The sequence below is a fragment of the Stenotrophomonas sp. 17(2023) genome (assembly GCF_030345315.1).
Taxonomy (GTDB): domain Bacteria; phylum Pseudomonadota; class Gammaproteobacteria; order Xanthomonadales; family Xanthomonadaceae; genus Stenotrophomonas; species Stenotrophomonas acidaminiphila.
In genome coordinates this window covers 1,396,659-1,419,486 of sequence record NZ_CP128405.1, presented here as the reverse complement: position 1 = coordinate 1,419,486, position 22,828 = coordinate 1,396,659, and the positions used below count along the sequence as shown (strand labels likewise).

23 protein-coding genes are annotated in these 22,828 nt (G+C 68.8%); 10 read left to right on the top strand and 13 right to left on the bottom strand.

Features of this window, described 5'->3' with window-relative positions; all coding sequences use genetic code 11:
• Positions 1-76: 76 nt before the first annotated feature.
• From QQA12_RS06250 to QQA12_RS06230, 5 genes are all read right to left on the bottom strand, one after another.
• Positions 77-712, bottom strand: coding sequence for a glutathione S-transferase N-terminal domain-containing protein (locus QQA12_RS06250; protein ID WP_054664619.1), 636 nt, complete (start codon positions 710-712; stop codon positions 77-79).
• Between the two features lie 151 nt (positions 713-863).
• Positions 864-1,607 carry a cytochrome c1 gene (locus QQA12_RS06245; protein ID WP_054664616.1) on the bottom strand — a complete coding sequence of 248 codons (744 nt, stop codon included), beginning with the start codon at positions 1,605-1,607 and terminating at the stop codon, positions 864-866.
• Entirely contained in the window at positions 1,600-2,862 is a 1,263-nt protein-coding gene (locus tag QQA12_RS06240; protein WP_056932280.1) for a cytochrome bc complex cytochrome b subunit, read from the bottom strand. The genes QQA12_RS06245 and QQA12_RS06240 overlap by 8 nt, the downstream gene beginning before the upstream one ends.
• 2 nt (positions 2,863-2,864) lie before the next feature.
• On the bottom strand, positions 2,865-3,485 hold the full coding sequence (gene petA / locus QQA12_RS06235) for a ubiquinol-cytochrome c reductase iron-sulfur subunit (RefSeq protein WP_054664611.1): 621 nt from the start codon (positions 3,483-3,485) through the stop codon (positions 2,865-2,867).
• Positions 3,486-3,657: 172 nt separating this feature from the next.
• Positions 3,658-4,557: a lytic transglycosylase domain-containing protein gene (locus QQA12_RS06230; protein WP_226050019.1), complete on the bottom strand. Its 900-nt coding sequence runs from the start codon at positions 4,555-4,557 to the stop codon at positions 3,658-3,660.
• A 308-nt stretch (positions 4,558-4,865) separates the two neighbouring features.
• On the opposite strand from QQA12_RS06230, the gene miaB reads away from it, so the two are divergent.
• Positions 4,866-6,158: a tRNA (N6-isopentenyl adenosine(37)-C2)-methylthiotransferase MiaB gene (gene miaB / locus QQA12_RS06225; protein ID WP_233324825.1), complete on the top strand. Its 1,293-nt coding sequence runs from the start codon at positions 4,866-4,868 to the stop codon at positions 6,156-6,158.
• A gap of 271 nt (positions 6,159-6,429) precedes the next feature.
• Here the strand turns inward: miaB and QQA12_RS06220 are convergent, their stop codons facing one another.
• Genes QQA12_RS06220 through QQA12_RS06205 form a run of 4 tightly spaced genes read right to left on the bottom strand, consistent with a single transcriptional unit; the run spans position 6,430 to position 10,154 of the window.
• Positions 6,430-7,518, bottom strand: a complete 1,089-nt coding sequence (locus tag QQA12_RS06220; RefSeq protein ID WP_226050021.1) for an ABC transporter permease — start codon at positions 7,516-7,518, stop codon at positions 6,430-6,432.
• Positions 7,515-8,441 (bottom strand): ABC transporter ATP-binding protein, encoded by a 927-nt coding sequence (locus tag QQA12_RS06215; RefSeq protein WP_054668637.1) that lies wholly within the window; start codon positions 8,439-8,441, stop codon positions 7,515-7,517. The genes QQA12_RS06220 and QQA12_RS06215 overlap by 4 nt, the downstream gene beginning before the upstream one ends.
• A gap of 20 nt (positions 8,442-8,461) precedes the next feature.
• Positions 8,462-9,427 carry an HlyD family secretion protein gene (locus tag QQA12_RS06210; protein WP_226050022.1) on the bottom strand — a complete coding sequence of 322 codons (966 nt, stop codon included), beginning with the start codon at positions 9,425-9,427 and terminating at the stop codon, positions 8,462-8,464.
• Entirely contained in the window at positions 9,420-10,154 is a 735-nt protein-coding gene (locus QQA12_RS06205) for a TetR/AcrR family transcriptional regulator (protein WP_226050023.1), read from the bottom strand. The genes QQA12_RS06210 and QQA12_RS06205 overlap by 8 nt, the downstream gene beginning before the upstream one ends.
• A 192-nt stretch (positions 10,155-10,346) precedes the next feature.
• Between QQA12_RS06205 and QQA12_RS06200 the strand changes: the two genes are divergently transcribed.
• From QQA12_RS06200 to QQA12_RS06160, 9 genes are all read left to right on the top strand, one after another.
• Positions 10,347-11,330, top strand: coding sequence for a PhoH family protein (locus QQA12_RS06200; protein ID WP_056932112.1), 984 nt, complete (start codon positions 10,347-10,349; stop codon positions 11,328-11,330).
• A gap of 88 nt (positions 11,331-11,418) precedes the next feature.
• Positions 11,419-11,856, top strand: a complete 438-nt coding sequence (locus QQA12_RS06195) for a hypothetical protein (RefSeq protein ID WP_226050024.1) — start codon at positions 11,419-11,421, stop codon at positions 11,854-11,856.
• Positions 11,857-11,912: 56 nt separating this feature from the next.
• On the top strand, positions 11,913-12,398 hold the full coding sequence (ybeY, locus tag QQA12_RS06190; protein ID WP_054664592.1) for an rRNA maturation RNase YbeY: 486 nt from the start codon (positions 11,913-11,915) through the stop codon (positions 12,396-12,398).
• Between the two features lie 82 nt (positions 12,399-12,480).
• Entirely contained in the window at positions 12,481-12,996 is a 516-nt protein-coding gene (locus QQA12_RS06185; protein WP_226050025.1) for a hypothetical protein, read from the top strand.
• Between the two features lie 43 nt (positions 12,997-13,039).
• Positions 13,040-13,603, top strand: a complete 564-nt coding sequence (locus tag QQA12_RS06180) for a hypothetical protein (protein WP_225546734.1) — start codon at positions 13,040-13,042, stop codon at positions 13,601-13,603.
• A 69-nt stretch (positions 13,604-13,672) separates the two neighbouring features.
• Positions 13,673-14,551, top strand: coding sequence for an HlyC/CorC family transporter (locus tag QQA12_RS06175; RefSeq protein ID WP_182212466.1), 879 nt, complete (start codon positions 13,673-13,675; stop codon positions 14,549-14,551).
• Between the two features lie 53 nt (positions 14,552-14,604).
• Positions 14,605-15,801, top strand: a complete 1,197-nt coding sequence (locus tag QQA12_RS06170) for a DUF4105 domain-containing protein (RefSeq protein ID WP_225546733.1) — start codon at positions 14,605-14,607, stop codon at positions 15,799-15,801.
• A 15-nt stretch (positions 15,802-15,816) separates the two neighbouring features.
• Positions 15,817-16,830, top strand: coding sequence for a magnesium and cobalt transport protein CorA (locus QQA12_RS06165; RefSeq protein ID WP_152985045.1), 1,014 nt, complete (start codon positions 15,817-15,819; stop codon positions 16,828-16,830).
• Between the two features lie 54 nt (positions 16,831-16,884).
• Positions 16,885-18,189, top strand: coding sequence for a Xaa-Pro peptidase family protein (locus tag QQA12_RS06160; RefSeq protein WP_226050026.1), 1,305 nt, complete (start codon positions 16,885-16,887; stop codon positions 18,187-18,189).
• 24 nt (positions 18,190-18,213) lie between these two features.
• Here the strand turns inward: QQA12_RS06160 and QQA12_RS06155 are convergent, their stop codons facing one another.
• From QQA12_RS06155 to potA, 4 genes are all read right to left on the bottom strand, one after another.
• Positions 18,214-19,581, bottom strand: coding sequence for an NAD-dependent succinate-semialdehyde dehydrogenase (locus QQA12_RS06155; protein WP_226050027.1), 1,368 nt, complete (start codon positions 19,579-19,581; stop codon positions 18,214-18,216).
• 101 nt (positions 19,582-19,682) lie between these two features.
• Positions 19,683-20,528, bottom strand: a complete 846-nt coding sequence (locus QQA12_RS06150) for an ABC transporter permease subunit (protein ID WP_054664574.1) — start codon at positions 20,526-20,528, stop codon at positions 19,683-19,685.
• Complete coding sequence (locus tag QQA12_RS06145; RefSeq protein WP_226050028.1) at positions 20,525-21,451, bottom strand: ABC transporter permease subunit; 927 nt, start codon at positions 21,449-21,451, stop codon at positions 20,525-20,527. The genes QQA12_RS06150 and QQA12_RS06145 overlap by 4 nt, the downstream gene beginning before the upstream one ends.
• Positions 21,448-22,590: a polyamine ABC transporter ATP-binding protein gene (gene potA, locus QQA12_RS06140; protein ID WP_056932098.1), complete on the bottom strand. Its 1,143-nt coding sequence runs from the start codon at positions 22,588-22,590 to the stop codon at positions 21,448-21,450. The genes QQA12_RS06145 and potA overlap by 4 nt, the downstream gene beginning before the upstream one ends.
• Between the last annotated feature and the right edge of the window lie 238 nt (positions 22,591-22,828).

Here is a 22,828-nt window from a genome sequence, read left to right as displayed (position 1 = left end):
GTGACAAGTGTACGCGGCATCGAGCACCATCACCGCCAATGGGCGGTGATCGATAAGTCTGCATACAGCAGATGCGTCAGACCGGCAGGTCGCGCAGCTTCTTTTCCTGCTCGGTGAGACTGCGGATGAAGCCCGGGTTGCGGAAGATGCGGTTGCCGTAATCCTCGATCGCCTTGCCATCCTTGGGCAGCGGGATGCCGAGTGACTCGAGTCGCCAGACGATCGGCGCCATGGCGCAGTCGGCCAGGCTCATTTCCGGGTTGAGGAAGAACTTGGACGCCTTGAACAGTGGCACCGACTGCGCCACCAGTTCCTTCAGGCGCTTGCGGGCCGCCTCGGCCTGGGTCTTGTTGCCCAGCTGGATCGCCTGCACCTGCGGCACCCAGTCATGCTCGATGCGCAGCATCGCCAGGCGCAGGCGCGCCCGCGACAACGGGTCCACCGGCATCAGCGGCGGATGCGGGTAGCGCTCGTCGAGGTATTCGCTGACCACGGAGGCCGCATACAGCACCAGCTCGCGCTCGACCAGGGTCGGTACCGAGTGGTAGGGGTTGAGGTCGATGAGGTCTTCCGGCGGATTCTGCGGATCGACCGGCACCAGATCGTAGGTGACACCCTTCGCCGCCAGCACCAGCCGCACCCGGTGGCACAGGACATCGTCATTGGCCGAGAACAACGTCAGGATATTTCGCATGCGCACACTCGCCGCCATCAAGGGCTCTCCAAGGGCCGGAATCCGCCAGCCTTACGGCGCCGCGGGCCCAGCGCCCGCGGTCCGCCACCTTCCCTGAGTGTGCAGTCAGCCGCTGCCGATGCCAAGTGCCGGGCAACTTCCCCCAGCGGCCCGGCGACCCACCCTCGCGTCAATGCACGTCCGTCCAGTACTCGTTCTTGAGCAGGTAAGCCAGGAAGGAGAGCAGCGCCAGGAACAGTATCACCCACACGCCCAGGCTCTGGCGCTTGAGCGCGGCCGGCTCGCCGGCGTACTCGAGGAAGTTGGTGATGTCGCGGACGGTCTGGTCGTATTCCTGCGGCGTCACCCGGCCCGGGCTGGTGACCACCAGCCGCTCCGGATGCCGCTCGCCGGCGGCGTCGGGCTCGCCGAACTCGGCGTGCTGCAGACCCTGCAGCTCCCACAGCGGATTGGGCATGGAGGCGTTCGGGAACAGCTTGTTGTTCCAGCCCAGCGGCCGCGACTCGTCCAGGTAGAACGACTTGAGGTAGGTGTAGACCCAGTCGCTCTGGCGCACGCGCGCGATCAGGCTCAGGTCCGGCGGCATCTTGCCGAACCACTTTTCACCCTGCTCCTTGGTCATGGCGACGTGGATCTGCTCGCCGAACTTGGCGCCGGTGAAATTCAGGTTGTCCATCACCTGCTGCTCGGTGAGGCCGAGGTCGGATGCCATGCGCGAGTAGCGCAGGTACTTCAGCGAATGGCAGCCCGAGCAGTAGTTCATGTACGCCTGGGCACCGCGCTGCAGCGATGCCTGGTCGGACAGGTCGTTGCCGGCCTGCTGCAGCGCTCCTTCGGTAGCGGCGAAGGTGGTGGCCGAGAACAGGAGCGCAGCAGCGGCCGTTGCCAGCAAGGCAATCCATTTCTTAGTCATGCGTCGTCACCCGCTCCGGCACCGGCTTGGTCTTGTCCAGCTTGGTCCACACTGGCATGGTCAGGAAGAAGAGGAAGTAATACGCGGTCAGGAAGCGGCCGATGATGGTCTCCACCGGGTCGGTACCCGGGCCCGCGCCGATCTTGCCCAGCCACACGAAGCTGATCGCGAAGCCGAACAGCAGCAGCTTGGACAGCAGGCCGCGGTAGCGGTAGGACTTGACCTTGGCGCGGTCCAGCCACGGCACCAGGAACAGGATCGCGATGGCGCCGAACATCACCAGCACGCCGCTGAGCTTGTGCGGGATAACCCGCAGCATCGCGTAGTAAGGCGTGTAGTACCACACCGGCTTGATGTGCGCCGGGGTCACCAGGCTGTTGGCCTCGGTGAAGTTGTCGTGCTCGAGGAACCAGCCGCCGAATGCCGGGGCGAAGAAGATGATGAAGGCGGCGATGACCATCATCGCGAACACGTAGAAGGTGTCCTTCACCGTGTAGTACGGGTGGAACGGCACGCCGTCGGCCGGGGCGGTCGGCGACCAGCGGTTGCCCTTCGGCCCCTTCTTGATCTCCACGCCGTCGGGGTTGTTGGAGCCCACCTCGTGCAGCGCGCCCAGGTGCAGCACCACCAGCAGCAGCAGCACCAGCGGCACCGCGATGACGTGCAGGGCGAAGAAGCGGTTCAAGGTGGCGTCGGACGGCAGGTAGTCGCCCATGATCCACTCGGTCAGGCCGTTGCCGATCACCGGAATGGCGCCGAACAGCGAGATGATGACCTTCGCGCCCCAGAACGACATCTGGCCCCACGGCAGCACGTAGCCCATGAAGGCTTCGGCCATCAGCGCCAGGTAGATCAGCATGCCCAGGATCCACACCAGCTCGCGCGGCTTCTTGTAGGAGCCGTACATCAGGCCGCGGAACATGTGCAGGTAGACGACGATGAAGAACAGCGAGGCGCCGGTGCTGTGCATGTAGCGGATCAGCCAGCCCCACTCCACGTCGCGCATGATGTACTCGACCGAGGCGAAGGCTTCCGCCGCGCTGGTCTTGTAATGCATGGTGAGGAAGATGCCGGTGACGATCTGGTTGACCAGCACCACCATCGACAGCACGCCGAAGATGTACCAGATGTTGAAGTTCTTCGGCGCGTAGTACTCGGACATGTGCTTCCGGTACATCGGCATCAGCGCCGGGGCACGGTCGTTGACCCAGCCCATCACGCCGTTGGCGGCGCGAACGAGGATGTTGTCAGCCATGATTACGCCGCCCCCTTGGGATCGACACCGATGACGATGGTGTTGTCGTCGGCGTAGTGATGTGGTGGCACGACCAGGTTGGTCGGTGCCGGCACGCCCTGGAACACGCGTCCGGCCATGTCGAAGCGCGACTTGTGGCAGGGACAGAAGTAGCCGCCCTTCCATTCCGGGTCATACGGCTCGGGCTTGATTTCGGCGGCCATCTCCGGCGAGCAGCCCAGGTGGGTGCACAGGCCGACCAGCACCGAGATTTCCGGCTTGATCGAGCGCAGCTCCGGACTGGCCTTGCGCACGTAGTCCGGCTGCTGGTCCAGGTTCTCGGACTTGGGGTCGCGCAGGCGGCCATCGAGCGTCGGCAGCGCGTCGAGCACCGCCTTGGAGCGCTTGACGATCCAGATCGGCTGGCCTCGCCACTCCAGCACCAGGCGCTGCCCCTCCTGCAACGCGCTGATGTCGGCATTCACCGGTGCGCCGGCCAGCTGGGCCTTGGCACTGGGATTCCATGACTTGATGAAAGGAACTGCTGCGAAACCTGCCCCGACTGCGCCGACCACGGCGGTGGTCGCTGTCAGGAAGCGCCGGCGTCCGGCATTTACTGGATCGTTTACCCCATCGTTGGCCATCCGGCCCTCCGATATTGATTAGGTGGCTTGCGGCTGCCTGCGCCCGGTGGAACCGGACCGCTCAGAATCGAATCTCCCCCGAGTTTAGCTGAACGTTCAGCGGCCGCACAACGCGATGAAACACGAGTGCATGACTTTTGTCACGTGCTCCCGGAATTAAGCGCAAAAGTACTCATTGGCGCGAGCCCAGCTCGCCACGGTAGCGGTCGGCCAACTGCGCAACGCGCTTCACGTAGTACCGGGTTTCGCTGTAGGGGGGCACCCCGCCATGCCGGTCCACGGCGCCCTCGCCTGCGTTGTATCCGGCCGCGGCCAGCGTCAGGTCGCCGTTGAAGCGGCGCAGCAGCCACGACAGGTACTGCACCCCGCCGCGGATGTTCTGGCTGGCGTCGTAGGCGTCGCTCACGCCGAAGCGGCGCGCGGTGGCCGGCATCAGCTGCATCAGCCCCTGCGCGCCGGCGCGGCTCAGGGCGGTGGGATTGAATGCCGACTCGGCATGGATCACCGCGCGCACCACGGCCTCCTCGACCCCGAACTCACGCGCCGCGGCGGCGATCTCCGAGCTGTAGGCCTGGGTGTTGAGCCGCACCGTGCCGAAGTTCACCCCGGGGTTGGCGCCACAGGCGTAGCAGCGCTCGATGTAGCTGTAGCGGATGGTGCGCACTTCGCCCAGGCTGGCGACCTGTGCCGGCCGGGCGCTGGTGTAGTGGCGCACGCCGTCCTTCATGTAGGTATAGACCTGCCCGCTGACCACCCGTTGCGCGCGGCTGGGGCCGGCGGTGGAGCGGGCCGGTGCCGCGCTGGCCGTCGACGTCGCCGCTGCCGGTGGCGTGGCAGCGGGAGCCGGCGTGGCGGTGGCCACCGCGGGGGTCGGCCGCCGCTCGGCCGGCCGGGAGGTGGCGGACGACGGCCGGTAGCTGCCGACCACGCTGCAGCTGGCGCCACGAATGCGCTTGCTGACGTAATTGGAGACGCCGTCGGCACCGAGACACTTGTACAGGGTACCGGCACTGGCCGGCACAGCCGTCAGCGCGACGATCAATACCCCAGCGATCCCCAGTGCGGTCTTCATTGCGGGCGGAAGTGTCCCAGTTTCCCGGCCGGAATGCCAACTGCCGGCCCTGGCCGGTACGCCCCCGGCGGCAACCCCGGTACAATCGCCCCCCGCCGCGGCGCCAGCGCCGCCTGCCCGCCCACCCGTCTGGAATAAGCGCCATGCCCGGGACGCCAGCCTCCCCCCTGCCGAACGTGGCGGTTTCCGCCATGCCTTCCGTCGAAATGAATACCCCCGAACTGATCCCCCTGCCCGGGCGCGGGCGCGACGCCGCTGCCCGCTCGCCGGCGCGTGGCAAGCTCTATATCAAGACCCATGGTTGCCAGATGAACGAGTACGACTCGGCCAAGATGGCCGACGTGCTGGCCGAAGCCGAGGGCCTGGAGCTGACCGACAACCCCGAGGAGGCGGACGTGGTGCTGGTCAACACCTGCTCCATCCGCGAGAAGGCGCAGGAAAAGGTGTTCAGCCAGCTCGGCCGCTGGAAGGAGCTCAAGGCCGGCGGCCGCGACGTCATCATCGGCGTCGGCGGCTGCGTGGCGTCGCAGGAGGGCGAGGCCATCGTCAAGCGCGCGCCCTACGTGGACCTGGTGTTCGGGCCGCAGACCCTGCACCGGCTGCCGGAACTGATCCGTGCCCGCCGCGAGCAGAACCGGCCGCAGGTGGACATCAGCTTCCCCGAGATCGAGAAGTTCGACCGCCTGCCCGAGCCGCGCGCCGAAGGCCCGTCCGCATTCGTGTCGATCATGGAAGGCTGTTCCAAGTACTGCTCGTTCTGCGTGGTGCCCTATACCCGCGGCACCGAGGTCAGCCGCCCGTTCGAGGACGTGGTGGTCGAATGCGCGCAGCTGGCCGCGCAGGGCGTGCGCGAGATCAACCTGCTCGGGCAGAACGTCAACGCCTACCGCGGCCCGTATGGCGACGGGGAGCTGGCGGACCTGGGCCTGCTGATCCGTACCATCGCCGAGATCGACGGCATCGGCCGCATCCGTTTCACCACCTCGCACCCGCTGGAGTTCAGCGATTCGCTGGTGGACGCCTACCGCGACGTGCCCAAGCTGGCCAACTACCTGCACCTGCCGGTCCAGGCCGGCAGCGACCGCGTGCTCAGCGCGATGAAGCGCGGCTACACCGCCCTCGAGTTCAAGGCCAAGATCCGCAAGCTGCGCGCGGTGCGCCCGGACATCTCGATCAGCTCGGACTTCATCGTCGGCTTTCCCGGCGAGACCGAGGCCGATTTCGAGAAGACCATGAAGCTGATCGAGGACGTGGGCTTCGACCAGAGCTTTTCCTTCATTTACTCGCGCCGCCCCGGCACGCCGGCCGCCGACCTGGAGGACACCACCTCCGAGGCCGAGAAGCACGCACGCCTGTCGCGCCTGCAGGCGCACATCAACGCATATGCCGCCGACATTTCCAGGAACATGGTCGGCAGCGTGCAGACCGTGCTGGTCGAAGGCACCTCGCGCAAGGACGACAACGAGCTGACCGGCAAGACCGAGAACATGCGCTCGGTGAACTTCCCGGGCCCGAAGCGGCTGATCGGCCAGTTCGTCGACGTGGTCATCACCGAGGCGCTGACCAATTCGCTGCGCGGGCGCATCGTCACCGCCGACTGAATCGTGCCCGATGGCCGGCGGGCACGCCCTGGCGTGAACTGCCGGCCACTTCCGGAGTGGCCGAGCAGGCCTTGCGTGTGGCGGGCGGCACCATGGTTTGCCGGCATGGTCGCGCAGGCATCAGCCATACCCGCGGTGGACAACCGGCCGCGCCCTGGACAGATCTTTACCAGCACCCGCAACGCCTTGCCACGCATGGCCTGCGCGCATCCATCCACAGCTTCGTCGTGCAGGCATCCACATGCGGTGTGGACAACCGCGCAGCGTGCGCTCAGTCCAGCCGCTTGCGGAAGCGCAGGATCGCGCCGGCCATCATCACCGCGCTGAAGACCAGCAGCGCCAGCGCATCGGGCCACAGCTCCCACAGGCTCGCGCCGCGCAGCATCATGCCGCGGATCAGGCGCAGGAAGTGGGTCAGCGGCAGCAGCTCCGCCAGCCACTGCACCGAGCGCGGCATGCCCGAGAACGGGAACATGAAGCCGGACAGCAGGATCGACGGCAGGAACAGGAAGAAGGTCATCTGCATCGCCTGGAACTGCGACTGCGCGCGGGTCGAGATCAACAGGCCCAGCGCCAGGTTGGCGACGATCAGCAGGCTGGCGGCGATGAACACGTGCCACAGGCTGCCCGCCATCGGCACGTGGAAGAACCATGCGCCCAGTGCCAGCACCATGCCGGTCTGCAGCAGGCCGACCGCCACGTAGGGAACGACCTTGCCGACCATCAGCTCGGCACTGGTCAGCGGCGTGGCGATCAACAGTTCCATGTTGCCGCGCTCGCGTTCGCGCACGATCGCCACCGCGGTGAACAGCACCATGGTCATGGTCAGGATCACCCCCACCAGCCCCGGCACGATGTTGGTCGCGGAACTGCGCTGCGGGTTGTAGAAGCTGACCACGCTGATCGCACCCGGCGCCAGCGGGTCGAAAGCCATGCCCTCCAGCGGCATGCGCGCCAGCTGCGCCGCCGCACTCTGGACCGCGTTGTCGCTGCCGTCGACCAGGATCTGCAGCGCCTCGCGGCCTTCGGCGCGGCGGCGCTCGTAGTCCGGCGGGATGACGATGCCGATGCTGATCTCGCCGCGGCGCATGGCATCGAGCAGTTGCTGCGGCGTCGCCGCCTCCAGCACCGGCGAGACCACGCCGCTGGCCACGATGTCGCGCGCCAGCATCCGCGAGGCCGAGGTGCGCGCCTGGTCGGCGAAGCCGGCGGACAGGTCGCGCAGGTTGGTGTTGATCGCGTAGCCGAACAGCAGCAGCTGCATCACCGGGATGCCGATGATCATCGCCAGGGTGATGCGGTCGCGTCGCATCTGCCGCAGCTCCTTGGTCATCACCCCCAGCAGGCGGCGCAGCTTCATGCGTCGCCCCTGCCGGCCGCCGGGCGCTGCCGGGTCGCGGCGACGAACACGTCCTCCAGGCTGGCGGACTGCGGCAGCAGGCGCGCGGCGATGCCCGCCGTCTCCAGCGCCTGCGCCAGCGGCGCCTGCCCCGCGTCCTTGTCCAGCAGCACGCGCAGGCGGTTGCCGATCTGCGCCACGCTGGCCACGCCCGCGCAGGCCGACAGTACCCGTGCCGCCTGCCGGGGCTGGTCGGCATCAATCACCAGGGTGCGCCCGGCCAGCGCGGCGGTGAGTTCGGCCGGGGTACCGTCGGCCACCAGCACGCCGCGGTCGAGGATGGCAATGCGATGGCAGCGCTCGGCCTCGTCCATGTAGTGGGTGGAGACCAGCAGCGTGGTGCCGGCATCGGCCAGCTCGAACAGCTTCTCCCAGAAATCGCGGCGCGACTCCGGGTCCACCGCACTGGTGGGCTCGTCGAGGAACAGCAGTTCCGGCTGGTGGATCACCGCCGCCGCCAGCGCCAGGCGCTGCTTCTGGCCGCCGCTCATGGTGCCGGCCAGCTGCTTCTGCCGGTCCTGGAAATGGTACTGCTCGACCAGCGCGTCGATGCGCCGCCGCGCCTGCGCCCTGGGCAGGTCGTGCACGGCCGCGAGGAACTCCAGGTTCTCGCGCACGCTCAGGTCGTCGAACAGCGAGAACTTCTGCGTCATGTAACCGATGCGGCTGCGCAGTGCCTCGGCCTGCTCGGGAATGCGCAGGCCCAGCACCTCGATCTCGCCGGCGCTGGGCGTGAGCAGGCCGCACAGCATGCGGATGGTGGTGGATTTGCCCGAGCCGTTCGGGCCGAGGAAGCCGTACACCTGCCGGCGCGGCACGTCCAGGTCGACGCCGTCCACCGCCAGCAGCGTGCCGAAGCGCCGCACCAGGCCGCGCGCACGGATAGCGACGCCCTCGTCCTCCATCACCGCGTCCCCGCCGCCGCGTCGGCCAGCACCTGCAGCGGCGCGCCCACCGGCAGCGCCGCAGCCTCCTTGCCCAGGCTGATTTCAGCCAGGTAACTCAGGCGCTCGGTATCCTGCCCGGTCAATGCAAAGTAGGGAGTGAATACCGGGTCGCTGCGGATCATGCGCACGCGCCCGTCGAACACCTGCCCGGCCGGCTGTATCTGCACCCGCAGGCGGTCACCCACCGCCAGGCGGTTGCGCAGCGCCTGCGGCAGGTAGACACGCGCATGCGGCGCCTCGCCCACCAGCAGTACCACCAGCGGCGCCCCCACCCCGGGCTGGTCGCCGAGCTTGTAGGGAAGGCTGTCGACGCGGCCGGCACGCGGCGCCACCAGCGTCAGCTTGTCCAGCAGCACCGATTGCGCCGTGGCCGTGGCCCGGGCCGACGCCAGTGCCGCCTCGCCCTGCGCCAGTTGTTCGCTGCGGCTGCCGCGCAACCGTTCGTCCAGCACCGCCGCGGCCAGCCGCACCTGTGCCTGTGCGCTGCGCGCGGCGGCAAGGGCGCGGTCCAGCTCCGCCGGCGCCACCAGCTGGCGCCGGGCCAGCGGCTGCAGCCGCGCGTGGTATGCCTGCGCTTCCCGCGCCTGCGCCTGCGCCGCGGCCAGCGCCGCGCGGGCCTGGTCGATGTCCTCGACGCGCGGACCGTGGCGCAGCTCCAGCAGCGCGGCGTCGCTTTGCTGCACCCGCGCCTGCAGCGCGTCCAGCTGCGACCGGGTCTGCGCCGGTTCCAGCTGCATCAGCGACGCACCGGCAGCGACCTGCTGGCCTTCGCGCACGTCAAGGCGCACGATGCGCTCGGACACCGGCGCCGGCACCGTCACCCGGTCCCATTCCAGCGTGCCCAGCGCCTGCGGCGCCGGCTGCGAGCAGCCGGCCAACGCCAACGCCAACAGCATTGCCACGGGGATGCCTTGGTCATTCATGTCCCGGCTCCAGAGCGTGCGTCAACATCGCCAATGCGTGCCGCTGTACCGCATCGGCGCCCAGTTCCCCGGCACCGAACACCTGCTGCCAGATCGGCGCACTGGCCAGCGGGAACATCGTCAGCCCGACCATCGACACCACCATCAGCCGCGGATCCAGCGCCGGGGCGAGTCGCCCGGCCTGTTGCGCGGCGCTCAACCGCTCCACCAGCAGGCGCGGCAGCAGCGGCCCGGCCTGTTCGATCATCATCCCGCGCAGGGCACCGCCTTCGCAGAGGATTTCCCGTACCCACAATGTCGGCAGCCACGGATTGGCGACCACCGCGCGGGTGATGCCGGTGACGAAGCCGCCCACCATCGCCGCCACGTCGTCCCCCGCCTCGGCCACGCCGGCATGGACCGTGGCCATGACCGGCAACAGCCGCTCGGCCACGACCGCCTGCCGCAGCTGCAACTTGTCACCGAAGTAGTAGTGGACCAGCGCCGGCGTCACTCCGGCGCGACGGGCGATGTCGCGCAGCGAAGTGGCGTTGATGCCGTGGGCGACGAAGCAGGCCAACGCCGCGTCCAGCAGCCGTTCGCGCAGGTCGACGGCATCGGCGCCGGGCCGCCGTCCCGGTGCGCGCTTGCGAGGCTTGCGCGCGACAGGCACCGGCTGCGCCTCGGCAGGCCGCGGCAGGGCGGCACCGGCAGGGTCCGCGGCTGGATTGGATCGGATGCGTTTCATGACCCTATTTAATTCAATGTATAATTAAATTTCAATGATGATCCGTAGCGGCCTGCACGGGGTGACGGCCCGCGGCGCCGTGGCGCCGGCCCTGCCCGCCCTCTCGAGGCATCCGCGCGAAGCTGAAGTGAGACAATGCGGCATCGGCGCAGCGGCATTGATACCGGGCGCATCGGCACCATTTCTGCATCCATGACCGCGACCATCCATCACGACTTCACTCTCGACCCGGCCGACAACGAGCGGCTGGCCAACCTTGCCGGCCCGTTCGACGAGAACCTGCGCCAGATCGAACTGCGCCTGGGCGTGCAGATCGCCAACCGCGGCAACGTGTTCCGCGTCACCGGGCCGGACAAGGCCGCCAGCGAGGCCGAACGCCTGCTCAAGGCGCTCTACGATGAAGCCGCCGGCACCACCCTGGACAGCCACGCCATCCACCTGCTGCTGAGCCGTGCCAATGTCGAGCAGGTGGCCGAGCGCGCCTACGAGGCCCAGGATGTGGCGATCAAGGTCAAGCGCGGCACCGTGCGTGGCCGCGGCCAGAACCAGTCGCGCTACCTGCACCAGATAGCCACCCACGACATCAACTTCGGCATCGGCCCGGCCGGCACCGGCAAGACCTTCCTGGCGGTGGCCATGGCGGTGGAAGCACTGAACGAATCGCGCGTGCAGCGGCTGATCCTGGTACGCCCGGCGGTGGAGGCCGGCGAGAAGCTGGGCTTCCTGCCCGGCGACCTCACCCAGAAGGTCGACCCCTACCTGCGCCCGCTGTACGACGCGCTGTACGAGATGCTGGGCGTGGAAAAGGTCGCCAAGCTACTGGAAAAGAACGTCATCGAGATCGCCCCGCTGGCGTACATGCGCGGGCGCACGCTCAACGACGCCTTCGTGATCCTGGACGAAGCCCAGAACACCACCATCGAGCAGATGAAGATGTTCCTGACCCGCCTGGGCTTCGGCTCCACCGCGGTGGTCACCGGCGACCTCACCCAGACCGACCTGCCCAAGCACGTCAAATCCGGGCTGCGCGACGCCATCGAGGTGCTGCGCGACGTCGAGGGCGTGAGCTTCACCTTCTTCGAATCGCGCGATGTGGTCCGCCACCCGCTGGTGGCGCGGATCGTCAGCGCCTACGACCGCCGCGACCTGCAGCGGGTCAACCCCGCGGCCGGGTAAGGACCGGCACGCCCGGCACCGATCCGCGCGGGAGGTGGCATGACCGGAGACGGGCGACGCGACGCCCGCCACCGCCATCGACGCGGCTGTGCTCGCGGCCAAGGCCAAGGCCGGGCAACCGGCCGGGCACAAGCTGCACCTGAGCATGCGCCCGCCGCCGCAGGACTGGCCGCCGTATTCCAACGGCTCTCTGTCCTGCAGGCAGCGCTGCTACTTCAGGCTGCGCGCCCCGGCAGCGCAGGCGCGTATTCCGCAGGATGAACTCGACGTACTGACCGACCGGGCCGCACGCGTGCTGGCCCCTGCCCTGCAGGTGGCCGATGCCGGCGGCTGCGCAGGCCGCACCCTTCATGTATCCAACGACATGAGGCCGGAAGCGTGGGCGGCGCAACCGGTCCGCCAGATCACCCTGCTGCTGGGCGACAACCGCCATGCGTCCGCCGAAGAAGCCGGCATCGCCGACCCGCGCGCCACCGCCGAGATCGTGGAAATCGCCTTCGACGCGGACGCGTGGAAGTCGCAGTGAAACGGCTTGCGCGCGATACTGTGCATCTCCGCACTGCCTGATCGCTGGAACCTGCCATGACCAAGGGCCCCGTCCGTCTCGATGTCGCCGTCAGCTACGCCCTGCCCCGCGCCGGGCTGCCGGCCGCGGTGAGTTTCCGGCGCTGGGTCGCCGCGGCGCTGGAGGGACGCATCCGCGAGGCCGACCTGGCGATCCGCCTGGTCGATGCCCGCGAAGGCCGCTCGCTGAACCGCCATTACCGCGGCAAGGATTACGCCACCAACGTGCTCAGCTTCCCGGCCGAGATTCCCGAAGGACTGCCCAAGGGCGTCAAGTTTCCGCTGCTAGGCGACCTGGTGATCTGCGCGCCGGTGGTCGCGCGCGAAGCCGGCGAGCAGCGCAAGGCACTCAACGCGCACTACGCGCACCTGACCGTGCACGGCGTACTGCACCTGCTCGGCTGGGATCACGAGGACGACAAGGAAGCCGAGGCGATGGAACAGCTCGAGCGCGAGATCCTCGCCGAACTGGGCATCGCCGACCCCTACGCCGGCGAGCGCTGACCGCGCCGACCGCACCCCGGTTGCAGCCGGCGTCCATTCATCATTCAATGGTGCCACTCAGCCGCCAACCGAGTCATTCAGGATGAACGACCACACCCCGGCCCCGGTTCCGTCCACTCCACACCATCGCATCAGGCGCGTCGTACGCATGGTGTTTGGCACGGTGTTCCTGGTGTCGTTCGCGGCCACCTGCTGTCTGTCGCTGATGGCGCCGCTCTTCGGCACGCGCACGTTTCCCGCGACGTGGGCGCTGGGGGTGGCAGGGCTGTCGCTGTTGACGGCGCCAATGGGCTGGCGCGCGATCGCCCGTCTGTTCGCCGGGCGTCCAGTCGCGGCGCTGCCGTTCTTCCGTGCATCGCCCCTGATGCTTGGCCTGGCATTCGCGCTGGCGGCGGCGTACTTCGCCCTGGCTCCGCGGTTCGATGCGGCCCAGGCGGCATTCTCCCTGCATATCAACACGGCAATGGCCCTGCAGGCGATCGGCGCGGCGGCAACGCTGCTGTTGCTGTGCACACTGCTGGCCGTTCCGCTGATCCTGCTGCTGCGCCTGCTGGGATGGAGTGGCGACTGGCTGTGGCGGCGGATGAGCGCGCACTGATAACGTGGGCGTCCCTGCAACCGCCCCGCCCCTCGTGCCCACGATCCGCCCGATACCGCTGCTGCTCGCCGCCGCGCTGCCTGCCACCGCACTCGCCGACCCGGCGATCGACCTGCCCGCCCTGATCGAGTGCCGCCAGGGCGTGAGCGAGTTCGTCGCGCTGGCGCCGATCGCCGCCGATCCGCTCAAGGCGGTGGCCCTGGGCTGGCGGCCGCTGCCGCAGGGCAACCTGTTCATGAACGAGTACATGCTGAACACGCCGGTGACCGTGTTCGGCCATACGTCCGACCATATCGCCATGGCCGGCTCCAGCATCATGGCAATCCTCGACCTGGCCGATCCACGGCCGCTGGCCAAGGCGCTGGAACTGGAAACCGGCTACGACGCCGACGGCAAGTTCATGGCCGGCCGCGAGCTTGTCAGCCGCGACGTCAACGATGCCAGGACCGGCGAAGCGCTGATCGAATCTGTGATCCTGAGCGTGTCCAACGTCAAATCCCACCCCGGCAAGACCCTGGCCGGCTGCACCTACAGCCTGGATCTGCCGGCCGAGAACGAGGTGCCGGCCCCCGCCGCGGGCGCCACGGCGGACACGCCGCCGGGCTGAGCAGGCGCCCGCGGACATCCTGCTAGACTTTCCGTACCGCCCGGTCCGCCGGGTGCCCTGAACGAAGAGATGTCCGAAGACGACAGTAGTACCCCCCCGGAGCTGGGCGAAAAGAAACGCGGCTGGCTTGAACGCCTCAGCGCGGCCTTCTCCGGCGAACCCCATACCCGCGACGAACTGGTGGCCGTGCTGCAGACGGCCGAACAGGACGGCCTGATCGCCGCCGATACCCTGCGCATGATGGAAGGCGCCATCTCGGTGGCCGAGCTGACCGTCGGCGACGTGATGATCCCGCGCTCGCAGATGGTGTCCCTTCCGGTCGAGCAGCCATTCCTGGAACTGATGAAGCAGGTGGTCGAATCCGGCCATTCGCGCTTCCCCGTGCACGGCGAGAACAAGGACGACGTGCTCGGCATCCTGCTGGCCAAGGACCTGCTGCGCGGCGTGGTCGCCGACAACAGCTACGCCACCATCCGCGAACTGCTGCGCCCGGCGGTGCTGATCCCCGAGTCCAAGAAGCTCAACGTGCTGCTCAAGGAGTTCCGGCTCTCGCGCAACCACATGGCGATCGTGGTGGACGAGTACGGCGGCGTCGCCGGGCTGGTCACCATCGAGGACGTGCTGGAGCAGATCGTCGGCCAGATCGACGACGAGCACGACGAGGCCGAGGACCACACCGCGCAGATCGCCATCCAGGCCGACGGCCGCTACGTGGTCGACGCGCTGACCGCGATCGAGGACTTCAACGAACGCTTCGGCGCCGGGTTCTCCGACGACGACTACGACACCATCGGCGGACTGGTCACCGAGGCCATCGGCCACCTGCCCGAGATCGGCGACGAACTCACCCTGGACCGTTTTGTGTTCCGGGTGGCGCGTGCCAACGCGCGGCGGGTGCAGGCCTTCCACGTCACCGTGCTGCCGCCCGACCCGCAGGAAGACGCTTGACCGCCCCGCGCCTCTCCCGGCCGCTGCGCCGTGCGCTGCCGCTCGCACGCCTGCTGGCGTGCGCGCTGCTGTACCTGCTGGTGGCCGGCGTGGCATCGGCCGCGGCCACCCCCGCCGCCGATGCCGCAACCGGGGCACCGCGCATCGGCGTGGTGACGATGCAGCCCGGCGAGGTGTTCTTCGAACGTTTCGGCCACGACGCGCTGGTGGTGGCCGAGCCCGGCGGCGGCCCCGCCATTTCCTACAATTTCGGCTTCTTCGACCCGTCCGAGCCCGACTTCATCGGCAACTTCGTGCGCGGGCGGATGATGTACTACCTGGTCGCGCTGCCGCTGGACGAGGACCTGGCGCAGTACCGCGATGCCGGGCGCGGCGCATCCATCCAGTGGCTGGACCTGCCGCCACGGCAGGCGCAGGCGCTGGCCGACGACCTGGCCGAGCGCTCGCGGCCGGAGAATGCACGCTACCGCTACGACTACTTCACCGCCAACTGCTCGACGATGGTGCGCGACGCGCTCGACCGCGCCATGGGCGGCAGCCTGCAGTCGCAGCTGTCCGGGCGTTCGCGCGGCAACACCTACCGCAGCGAAGCGGTGCGGCTGGCCTCGCCGTCACCGTGGATGTGGCTGGGCTTCGACCTCGGCCTGGGCCCGTGGGCCGACCAGCCGCTGTCGCGCTGGCAGGAGGCGTTCGTGCCGATGCGGCTGGCCGACGGCCTGCGCGAGGCGCGCAACGGCGAGGGACGCCCACTGGTGCAGGCCGAACAGGAACTGCTGCCGCAACGGCTGGCCCCCGAGCCGGGCGAGCATGACCGCACCTGGTGGCCCTGGCTGCTGACCGGCCTGGTCCTGGCCGGGCTGGTCTACGCCGCTCGCCGCCACCGGCGCATGCTCGGTGGCGTCGCGCTGCCGTTCTGGCTGTTCTGCGGCGTGGCCGGCGTGCTGCTGGCCTACCTGTGGGGTGCCAGCGAACACCGCGCCGCCTGGGGCAATCGCAACCTGCTGCTGCTCAATCCGCTGGCGCTGGCCCTGCTGCCGGGCGCCTGGCAACTGCTGCGCGGGCGCCTGCCGGGCCGTGCGTTCGGCTGGCTGCTGTGGACGCTGGCCGCCATCGCCGCGCTGTCGCTGCCGCTGCATTGGCTGTCGCTGCAGGCCCAGTTCAACATGCAGTGGATCGTGCTGCTGCTGCCGGTCCACCTGGCGCTGGCACTGGTGCTGGGCCGCCGCGGCTTGGCGCCTGCGCCGGGCTGAGGCACGATGCGGCCCATGGACCCCGGTATTTCTCCCGCGGTGGCGCCGGCCAACCCGCCCTGTGTCATCAACTGCACCTGGTATGGCGAGGACGGCACGTTGCGCAATCTGTCGCTGGATTCGATCAGCGACGTGCTCGAAGCCAGCAGCCGGGGCTTTGTCTGGGTCGGCCTGTACGAACCCGACGACGCCGTGCTGGACAAGGTCCAGGCCGAGTTCGGGCTGCATGACCTGGCCATCGAGGACACGCGCAAGGCGCACCAGCGGCCCAAGGTGGAGACCTACGGCGACTCGCTGTTCGTGGTGGTGCACACCGCGCAGGTTGTCGAGGAGCGCATCCGCTATGGCGAGACCCATGCCTTCCTCGGCCCGCGCTATCTGGTGACGGTGCGCCACGGCGCCTCGCTGTCGTACGCGCCGGTACGCGCGCGGCTGGAACGCGAGCACGACCTGGTGGCCCAGGGGCCGTCGTTCTGCCTGTATGCGGTGCTCGACGCGGTGGTGGACAACTACCTGCCGATCACCGACAGCTTCGGCGATACGCTGGATTCGCTGGAGAAGGACATCTTCGCCGAGAACTACCGGCGCCGCACCGTCATCCGCCTGTACGACCTCAAGCGCGAACTCAACAAGATGCGGCTGGCGGTCACCCCGCTGCAGGACGCGCTGGCGCAGCTGCAGCGCAACCCGGTGCAGCTGCTCAACGACGACGCACGGCTGTACCTGCGCGACGTGCAGGACCATGCCGCGCGGGTCAACGACGCCATCGACACCCTGCGCGAAATGCTCGGCACCGCGCTGAGCGTGAACCTGTCGCTGGTCACCCTGGCGCAGGGCGAGACGGTCAAGCAGCTCGGCGCGTGGGCGGCGCTGCTGGCCGCACCGACCCTGATCACCAGCTGGTACGGCATGAACTTCACCCACATGCCGGAGCTGGCCGGACGCTTCGCCTACCCCCTGCTGGTGCTGATCGTCGGCGCGGTCTGCGCGGTGCTGTACCGGCTGTTCAAGCGTTCCGGCTGGCTGTAGGCCCGCACCGCCCGCGGCCACTCCGACCCACATCACTGCCCTGCGGGGAACGCCATGCGCAACGATGCCCTCTTCGATCACCGCCGCCGGCATTTCCTGCGCGGCTCGCTGGCCGCCGGCGCCATGGCGCTGCCGGTGCTGGGCCAGCCGGGCAGCGTGCTGGCTGCCGAGGGCCGCGGCGATGCGGCGGCGATGCCCGCGTCGATCCGCGCGCTGCAACCGGTCGCGCAGCGGGTGGTGCCGATCAGCGCCGGCGAACGCGCGCAGCGCCTGGCGCGCGCGCAGCAGCTGATGGAGCGGCACCGGATCGATGCGGTGTTCATCGGCGCGGGCACCTCGTTGACCTACTTCACCGGCATGCACTGGTGGAACAGCGAGCGCCTGACCGGGGTGATCCTGCCGCGCTCGGGCGAGCCGGTCTATGTCACCCCCGAGTTCGAACGCGGCCGCACGCTGGAACAGATCCGGCTCGGCAACGACGTGCGCGGCTGGCAGGAAGACGAGGATCCGTATGCGCTGGTCGCGCAGGTGCTGCGCGGCGTCGGCGCCGGCAATGGCACGATCGGCATCGAGGAGACCGTGCCGTTCTTCCGCAGCAAGGGCATCATGGGCGCCCTGCCCCACGCCACCTTCGTCGATGCCTGGCCGGTCACCGCCGGCTGCCGGCGCATCAAGAGCCCGGCGGAACTGGCGCTGTTGCGCCTGGCCAACCAGACCACGCTGGCGGTGTACGAGGCAGTGTGGAAGGCGCTGGTGCCGGGCATGAGCGAGGACGACATCGCCGGGCTGGTCGCCATGGCCTATGCCCGCACCGGCCTGCGCGGCAGTGCCGACGTCAACATCGGTCCATACACCGCCTCGCCACACGGCTCGGATGCGCCGCAACGGCTCACCGAGGGCATGCCGGTCATCTTCGACGGTGGCTGCAGGGCCGACGGCTACACCAGCGACATCACCCGCACCGTGGTGCTGGGCCAGGCCGGCGACGACATCCGCCGGGTCTTCGACATCGTGCTCGACGCGCAGACCAGCGCGCTGCGGGCGGCGCGCCCCGGCGTGGCGATGGAGGCGCTGGACGCCGCCGCGCGCAAGGTCATCGTCGATGCCGGCTACGGCCCGGACTACGCCTACTTCAGCCACCGCCTCGGCCACGGCATCGGCATGGACATGCACGAGTGGGATTACCTGGTCCGCGGCAACACCCGCCTGCTCGAACCGGGCATGACCTTCAGCGACGAACCCGGGATCTACATCCCCGGCAGGTTCGGCATGCGCCTGGAGGACATCCTGCACATCACCGCCGACGGCGCCGAACTGCTGACCCCGCAGAGTCCGTCGATCGATCACCCGTTCGGCTGACGCACCGCGCGTGCCGGCACCGGCTCAGGCCACGTAGACGGTCTTGATGTTGGTGAATTCACGGATGCCGTGTTCGGCCAGTTCGCGGCCGAAGCCCGAGCGCTTGGTGCCGCCGAACGGCAGCCGCGCATCGCTCCTGACCACGGAATTGACGAACGCCGCGCCGCACTGCAGCTGCGCGGCGACCCGCTCGCCGCGCGCGGCGTCGCCGGTCCACACGCTGCCGCCGAGCCCGAACGGGGTGTCGTTGGCCACCCGCACCGCCTCGGCCTCGTCCTTCACCCGCACGATCGCCGCCACCGGGCCGAACAGTTCCTCCTCGTAGGCCGGCATGCCCGGCGCGACGTGGTCGAGGATCGACGCCGGGTAGCCCGCATGCGTACCGGCCAGCGGCTCGCAGCCCAGCAACGCTCTGGCGCCCTGGTCGATGCTCTGCCGCACCTGCCGGTGCAGGCCGTCGCGCAGGTCGGCGCGCGCCAGCGGCGCCAGCGTGGTGGACGGGTCCTGCGGATCGCCGTACACCCGCGCCTTGGCCGCCGCGACGAAGCGCTGCACGAAGGCGTCGGCAATGGCGTCGACCAGCACGAAGCGCTTGGCCGCGATGCAGGTCTGCCCGGCGTTGTCGAAGCGCGATTTCACCGCCGCGGCCACCGTCGCGTCCAGGTCGGCGTCGTCCAGCACCACGAAGGCGTCGCTGCCGCCCAGCTCCATCACGCACTTCTTCAGCTGGTCGCCGGCGTTGGCGGCGATGGCGCGGCCGGCGCGCTCGCTGCCGGTCAGGGTGACCGCCTTGACCCGGCGGTCGCGCAGCACCCCGGCCGCCTGTTCGTTGTCGATGTGCAGCACCGCGAACACCCCGGCCGGCATGCCGGCATCGGCCAGCACCGCGGCGATCAGGTCGGCGCAGCCGGGCACGTTGCTGGCGTGCTTGAGCAGCGCCACGTTGCCGGCCATCAGCGACGGCGCGAGGAAACGGAACACCTGCCATACCGGGAAATTCCACGGCATCACCGCCAGCACGCAGCCGATCGGCTGGTAGACCACGTAGCTGCGCTGCGCCTCGGTCGGGATCGGCTGCGGGCTGAGGTAACCGGCGGCATGGTCGGCGTAGTACTCGCAGGCCGCCGCGCTCTTCTCGATCTCGGCCAGCGCCTCGCCGCGCAGCTTGCCCATCTCCCGGGTCATCGTGCGCTGGATCTCGTCGCGGCGCGTGCGCAGCGCCGCGGCCACCTGGCGCAGCAGCACGCCGCGCTGCTCCAGCGGCAGGCCCGACCACGCCGGGAACGCCGCCTGCGCGGCGGCCAGCCGCTGCTCGACGGCGACGGCGCTCATCAGCTCGACCGTGCGCAGGTCACGGCCGTCGAAGGGGTTGAGGGTCGGGTAGGAAGCCATGGCGCTGCACCTGCATGAAACGGATGCGTCCATGGTAGCGCCGCCGGCGTTGCGCCCGCGTCAGCAGGCCAGGCGCCGGCCGCGCCCGGCCTGCGGCCGGATCAACCGTTGTCCTGCAGCGCCAGCTGCATGTCGCGCTGGCGCCGCCTGTCGGCGCGGGCGGAGATCCACCAGCCGAGGACCGCCACGGTCGATACCGCCAGCACCAGCAGCGTGGCCAGCGCGTTGATCTTGGGACTCACGCCCATGCGCACCGAGGCGAAGATCTTCATCGGCAGCGTGGTCGAGCTGGGCCCGGCCACGAAGCTGGCGATCACCACGTCGTCCAGCGACAGGGTGAAGGCCAGCAGCCAGCCGGACAGCAGCGCCGGGGCGATGATCGGCAGGGTGATCAGGAAGAACACCTTGAGCCGGTTGGCGCCCAGGTCCATGGCCGCCTCTTCCAGCGAGCGGTCCAGCTCCTGCAGGCGCGAGGACACCACCACGGTCACGAACGACAGGGTGAAGGTGACGTGCGCGATCCAGATCGCCACCACGCCCTTGGACGGCAGCCCGAACAGGCCGCCCATCGACACCAGCATCAGCAGGATCGACAGGCCGATGATCACCTCCGGCATCACCAGCGGCGCGGTCACCAGCGCGCCGAACACGGTCTTGCCGGGGAAGCGCCGGAAGCGGGTCATCGCCATCGCCGCCATGGTGCCGAGCACCATCGACGCGCTCGCGGTCCAGAACGCGACCTTGACGCTGACCCAGGCCGCGTCCAGCAGTTGCCGGTCGCGGAACAGCTCGCCGTACCACTGTGTGGAAAAGCCCGCCCACACCGTCGCCAGCCGCGAGGCATTGAACGAATACAGCATTAGCAGCAGGATCGGCAGGTACAGGAAGGCGTAGCCGAGCAGCAGCACGCCCCAGCCCAGCCAGCGTTGGCCGCGGACCATGCTCATGCCAGCTTCCCTTCCAGCGCGCGCTGCTGGGACCGGTTGAAGATGATGATCGGGACCAGCAGCAGGACCAGCATCACGATCGCCACCGCCGAGGCCAGCGGCCAGTCGCGGTTGTTGAAGAACTCGCCCCACAGCACGCGGCCGATCATCAGCGTGTCCGGCCCGCCCAGCATTTCCGGGATGACGAACTCGCCCACCGCCGGGATCATCACCAGCATGCAGCCGGCGACGATGCCGCTGCGCGACAGCGGCAGGGTGATGCGCACGAACGCCTGCCACGGCCTGGCGCCGAGGTCGTAGGCCGCCTCCAGCAGGCGATGGTCGAGCTTGACCAGGTTGGCGTACAGCGGCAGCACCATGAACGGCAGGTAGCAGTAGACGATGCCGATATAGGCCGCCAGCGGCGTGTACAGGATCTGCAGCGGCGCGTCGATCAGGCCCATCCCCAGCAGCGTGCGGTTGACCAGGCCGTTGCTGTCGAGGATGCCGATCCAGGCATAGACGCGGATCAGGAACGAGGTCCACGACGGCAGCACCACCAGCATCATCGCGATGTTGCGCGCCGACGGCGACATGCGCGAGATCACGTAGGCCATCGGGTAGCCGATCAGCAGGGTGAGCACGGTGGCGATCACCGCGATCCTGATCGAGCTGAGGTAGGCGACCACGTACTGGCTGTCGGCGAACAGCTGGGTGTAATTGCCCAGGTTGAGGTTGACGGTGAAGGCGTTGTCCACGTACGCCACGATGGACGTGTACGGCGGCATCGCCACCGCCATCTTCGCGAACGAGATCTTCAGCACGATCAGGAACGGGATCGCGAAGAACAGCAGCAGCCACAGGTAGGGCACGCCGATCACGCCGGCGCGGGTGCCCGGCAGCCAGCGCCGCCAACCGCCAGGGTTCGGCCCGCGCGCGCTCATGAGGTCAGCACCACGCCGTCGTTGTCGTCCCAGCTCACCCAGACCTCGTCGTTCCAGGTGATGCCGTCGCTGTCCCAGCGCTTCATGTTGGCGAAATTGGACAGGATCTTGGCGCCGCTGGGCAGGCGCACGTGGTAGACCGAATGGCTGCCGAAGTAGGCGATGTCCTCGACCACCCCGAACGCCTTGTTGGTGTCGCCGGCGGGCTCGTCCTTGGCGATGTGCACCTTTTCCGGGCGCAGCGCGAACGCCACCGGCTGCCCTTCATAGCCGGTGATGCCGTGGCCGACGTAGATTGGTGCCGGGAAGTCGGCGGTGCGCACGGTGACGTACTCGGGCAGGTCCTCGTCGATCACGCCCTCGAACAGGTTCACCGAGCCGATGAAGCCGGCGACGAAGCGGTTGGCCGGCTGCTCGTAGATGTCGTCCGGCTTGCCGATCTGCTGGATCCAGCCCTGGTCCATCACCGCGATGCGGGTGGCCATGGTCATGGCCTCTTCCTGGTCGTGGGTGACCATCACGCAGGTCACGCCGAGCTGCTCGATGATGTTGACCAGTTCCAACTGCATCTTCGAGCGCAGCTTCTTGTCCAGCGCGCCCATCGGCTCGTCCAGCAACAGCAGCTTGGGGCTCTTGGCCAGCGAGCGCGCCAGCGCCACGCGCTGCTGCTGGCCGCCGGAGAGCTGGTGCGGCTTGCGCTTGCCCAGCTTCTGCAACTGCACCAGTTCCAGCATCTCGCCGACGCGGCGGGCGATGGCGTCGCGGGCCATGCCGTCCTGCTTCAGGCCGAAGGCGATGTTCTGCTCCACGGTCATGTGCGGGAACAGCGCGTAGGACTGGAACATCATGTTGATCGGCCGCTCGTAGGGCGGCAGCGCATTGATTTCCTGGCCGTCGAGCAGGATCCGGCCGCGGGTCGGGGTCTCGAAGCCGGCCAGGCAGCGCAGCAGCGTGGACTTGCCGCTGCCCGAGCCACCCAGCAGCGCGAAGATCTCGCCCTTGCGCACGTCCAGGTTGACGTCGTCGACGGCGACGAAGCCATCGAACTCCTTGCGCAGGTCGCGGATGGACAGGTAGCCGGGCTCGCTGTTCAGGGCGATGGCGTCGGGCCGGATGTCGGGCTTGGCATCAACGGGCATGAAGGGTTCCGGGAACGGGCGGGACGGACGGGCGCGCGTAGTGTAGTGCCGGCATTTTGCCGGGGACATCACGCTTTTTCACGAAAGAACGTCCTGTTCGACGCCCCCTCGGCCGGAGGCGCACGGCAGCCGTGCCCGGCGCGGGCGCAGCCCCCTGGAGTCCAAGGGGGCCGGCCAGAGGCACGGGCGACGCGCGGAAAGGGGGCCATGGCCCCGGGGTTGCCCTGCGGCTCCCGGG

Coding starts and splice junctions, on each gene's coding strand:
- QQA12_RS06250 (WP_054664619.1), bottom strand. CDS start 712: ATGGCGGCGAGTGTGCGCATGCGAAATATCCTGACGTTGTTCTCGGCC.
- QQA12_RS06245 (WP_054664616.1), bottom strand. CDS start 1,607: ATGACTAAGAAATGGATTGCCTTGCTGGCAACGGCCGCTGCTGCGCTC.
- QQA12_RS06240 (WP_056932280.1), bottom strand. CDS start 2,862: ATGGCTGACAACATCCTCGTTCGCGCCGCCAACGGCGTGATGGGCTGG.
- petA (WP_054664611.1), bottom strand. CDS start 3,485: ATGGCCAACGATGGGGTAAACGATCCAGTAAATGCCGGACGCCGGCGC.
- QQA12_RS06230 (WP_226050019.1), bottom strand. CDS start 4,557: ATGAAGACCGCACTGGGGATCGCTGGGGTATTGATCGTCGCGCTGACG.
- miaB (WP_233324825.1), top strand. CDS start 4,866: ATGAACGAGTACGACTCGGCCAAGATGGCCGACGTGCTGGCCGAAGCC.
- QQA12_RS06220 (WP_226050021.1), bottom strand. CDS start 7,518: ATGAAGCTGCGCCGCCTGCTGGGGGTGATGACCAAGGAGCTGCGGCAG.
- QQA12_RS06210 (WP_226050022.1), bottom strand. CDS start 9,427: ATGAATGACCAAGGCATCCCCGTGGCAATGCTGTTGGCGTTGGCGTTG.
- QQA12_RS06205 (WP_226050023.1), bottom strand. CDS start 10,154: ATGAAACGCATCCGATCCAATCCAGCCGCGGACCCTGCCGGTGCCGCC.
- QQA12_RS06200 (WP_056932112.1), top strand. CDS start 10,347: ATGACCGCGACCATCCATCACGACTTCACTCTCGACCCGGCCGACAAC.
- ybeY (WP_054664592.1), top strand. CDS start 11,913: ATGACCAAGGGCCCCGTCCGTCTCGATGTCGCCGTCAGCTACGCCCTG.
- QQA12_RS06185 (WP_226050025.1), top strand. CDS start 12,481: ATGAACGACCACACCCCGGCCCCGGTTCCGTCCACTCCACACCATCGC.
- QQA12_RS06175 (WP_182212466.1), top strand. CDS start 13,673: ATGTCCGAAGACGACAGTAGTACCCCCCCGGAGCTGGGCGAAAAGAAA.
- QQA12_RS06165 (WP_152985045.1), top strand. CDS start 15,817: ATGGACCCCGGTATTTCTCCCGCGGTGGCGCCGGCCAACCCGCCCTGT.
- QQA12_RS06160 (WP_226050026.1), top strand. CDS start 16,885: ATGCGCAACGATGCCCTCTTCGATCACCGCCGCCGGCATTTCCTGCGC.
- QQA12_RS06155 (WP_226050027.1), bottom strand. CDS start 19,581: ATGGCTTCCTACCCGACCCTCAACCCCTTCGACGGCCGTGACCTGCGC.
- QQA12_RS06150 (WP_054664574.1), bottom strand. CDS start 20,528: ATGAGCATGGTCCGCGGCCAACGCTGGCTGGGCTGGGGCGTGCTGCTG.
- QQA12_RS06145 (WP_226050028.1), bottom strand. CDS start 21,451: ATGAGCGCGCGCGGGCCGAACCCTGGCGGTTGGCGGCGCTGGCTGCCG.
- potA (WP_056932098.1), bottom strand. CDS start 22,590: ATGCCCGTTGATGCCAAGCCCGACATCCGGCCCGACGCCATCGCCCTG.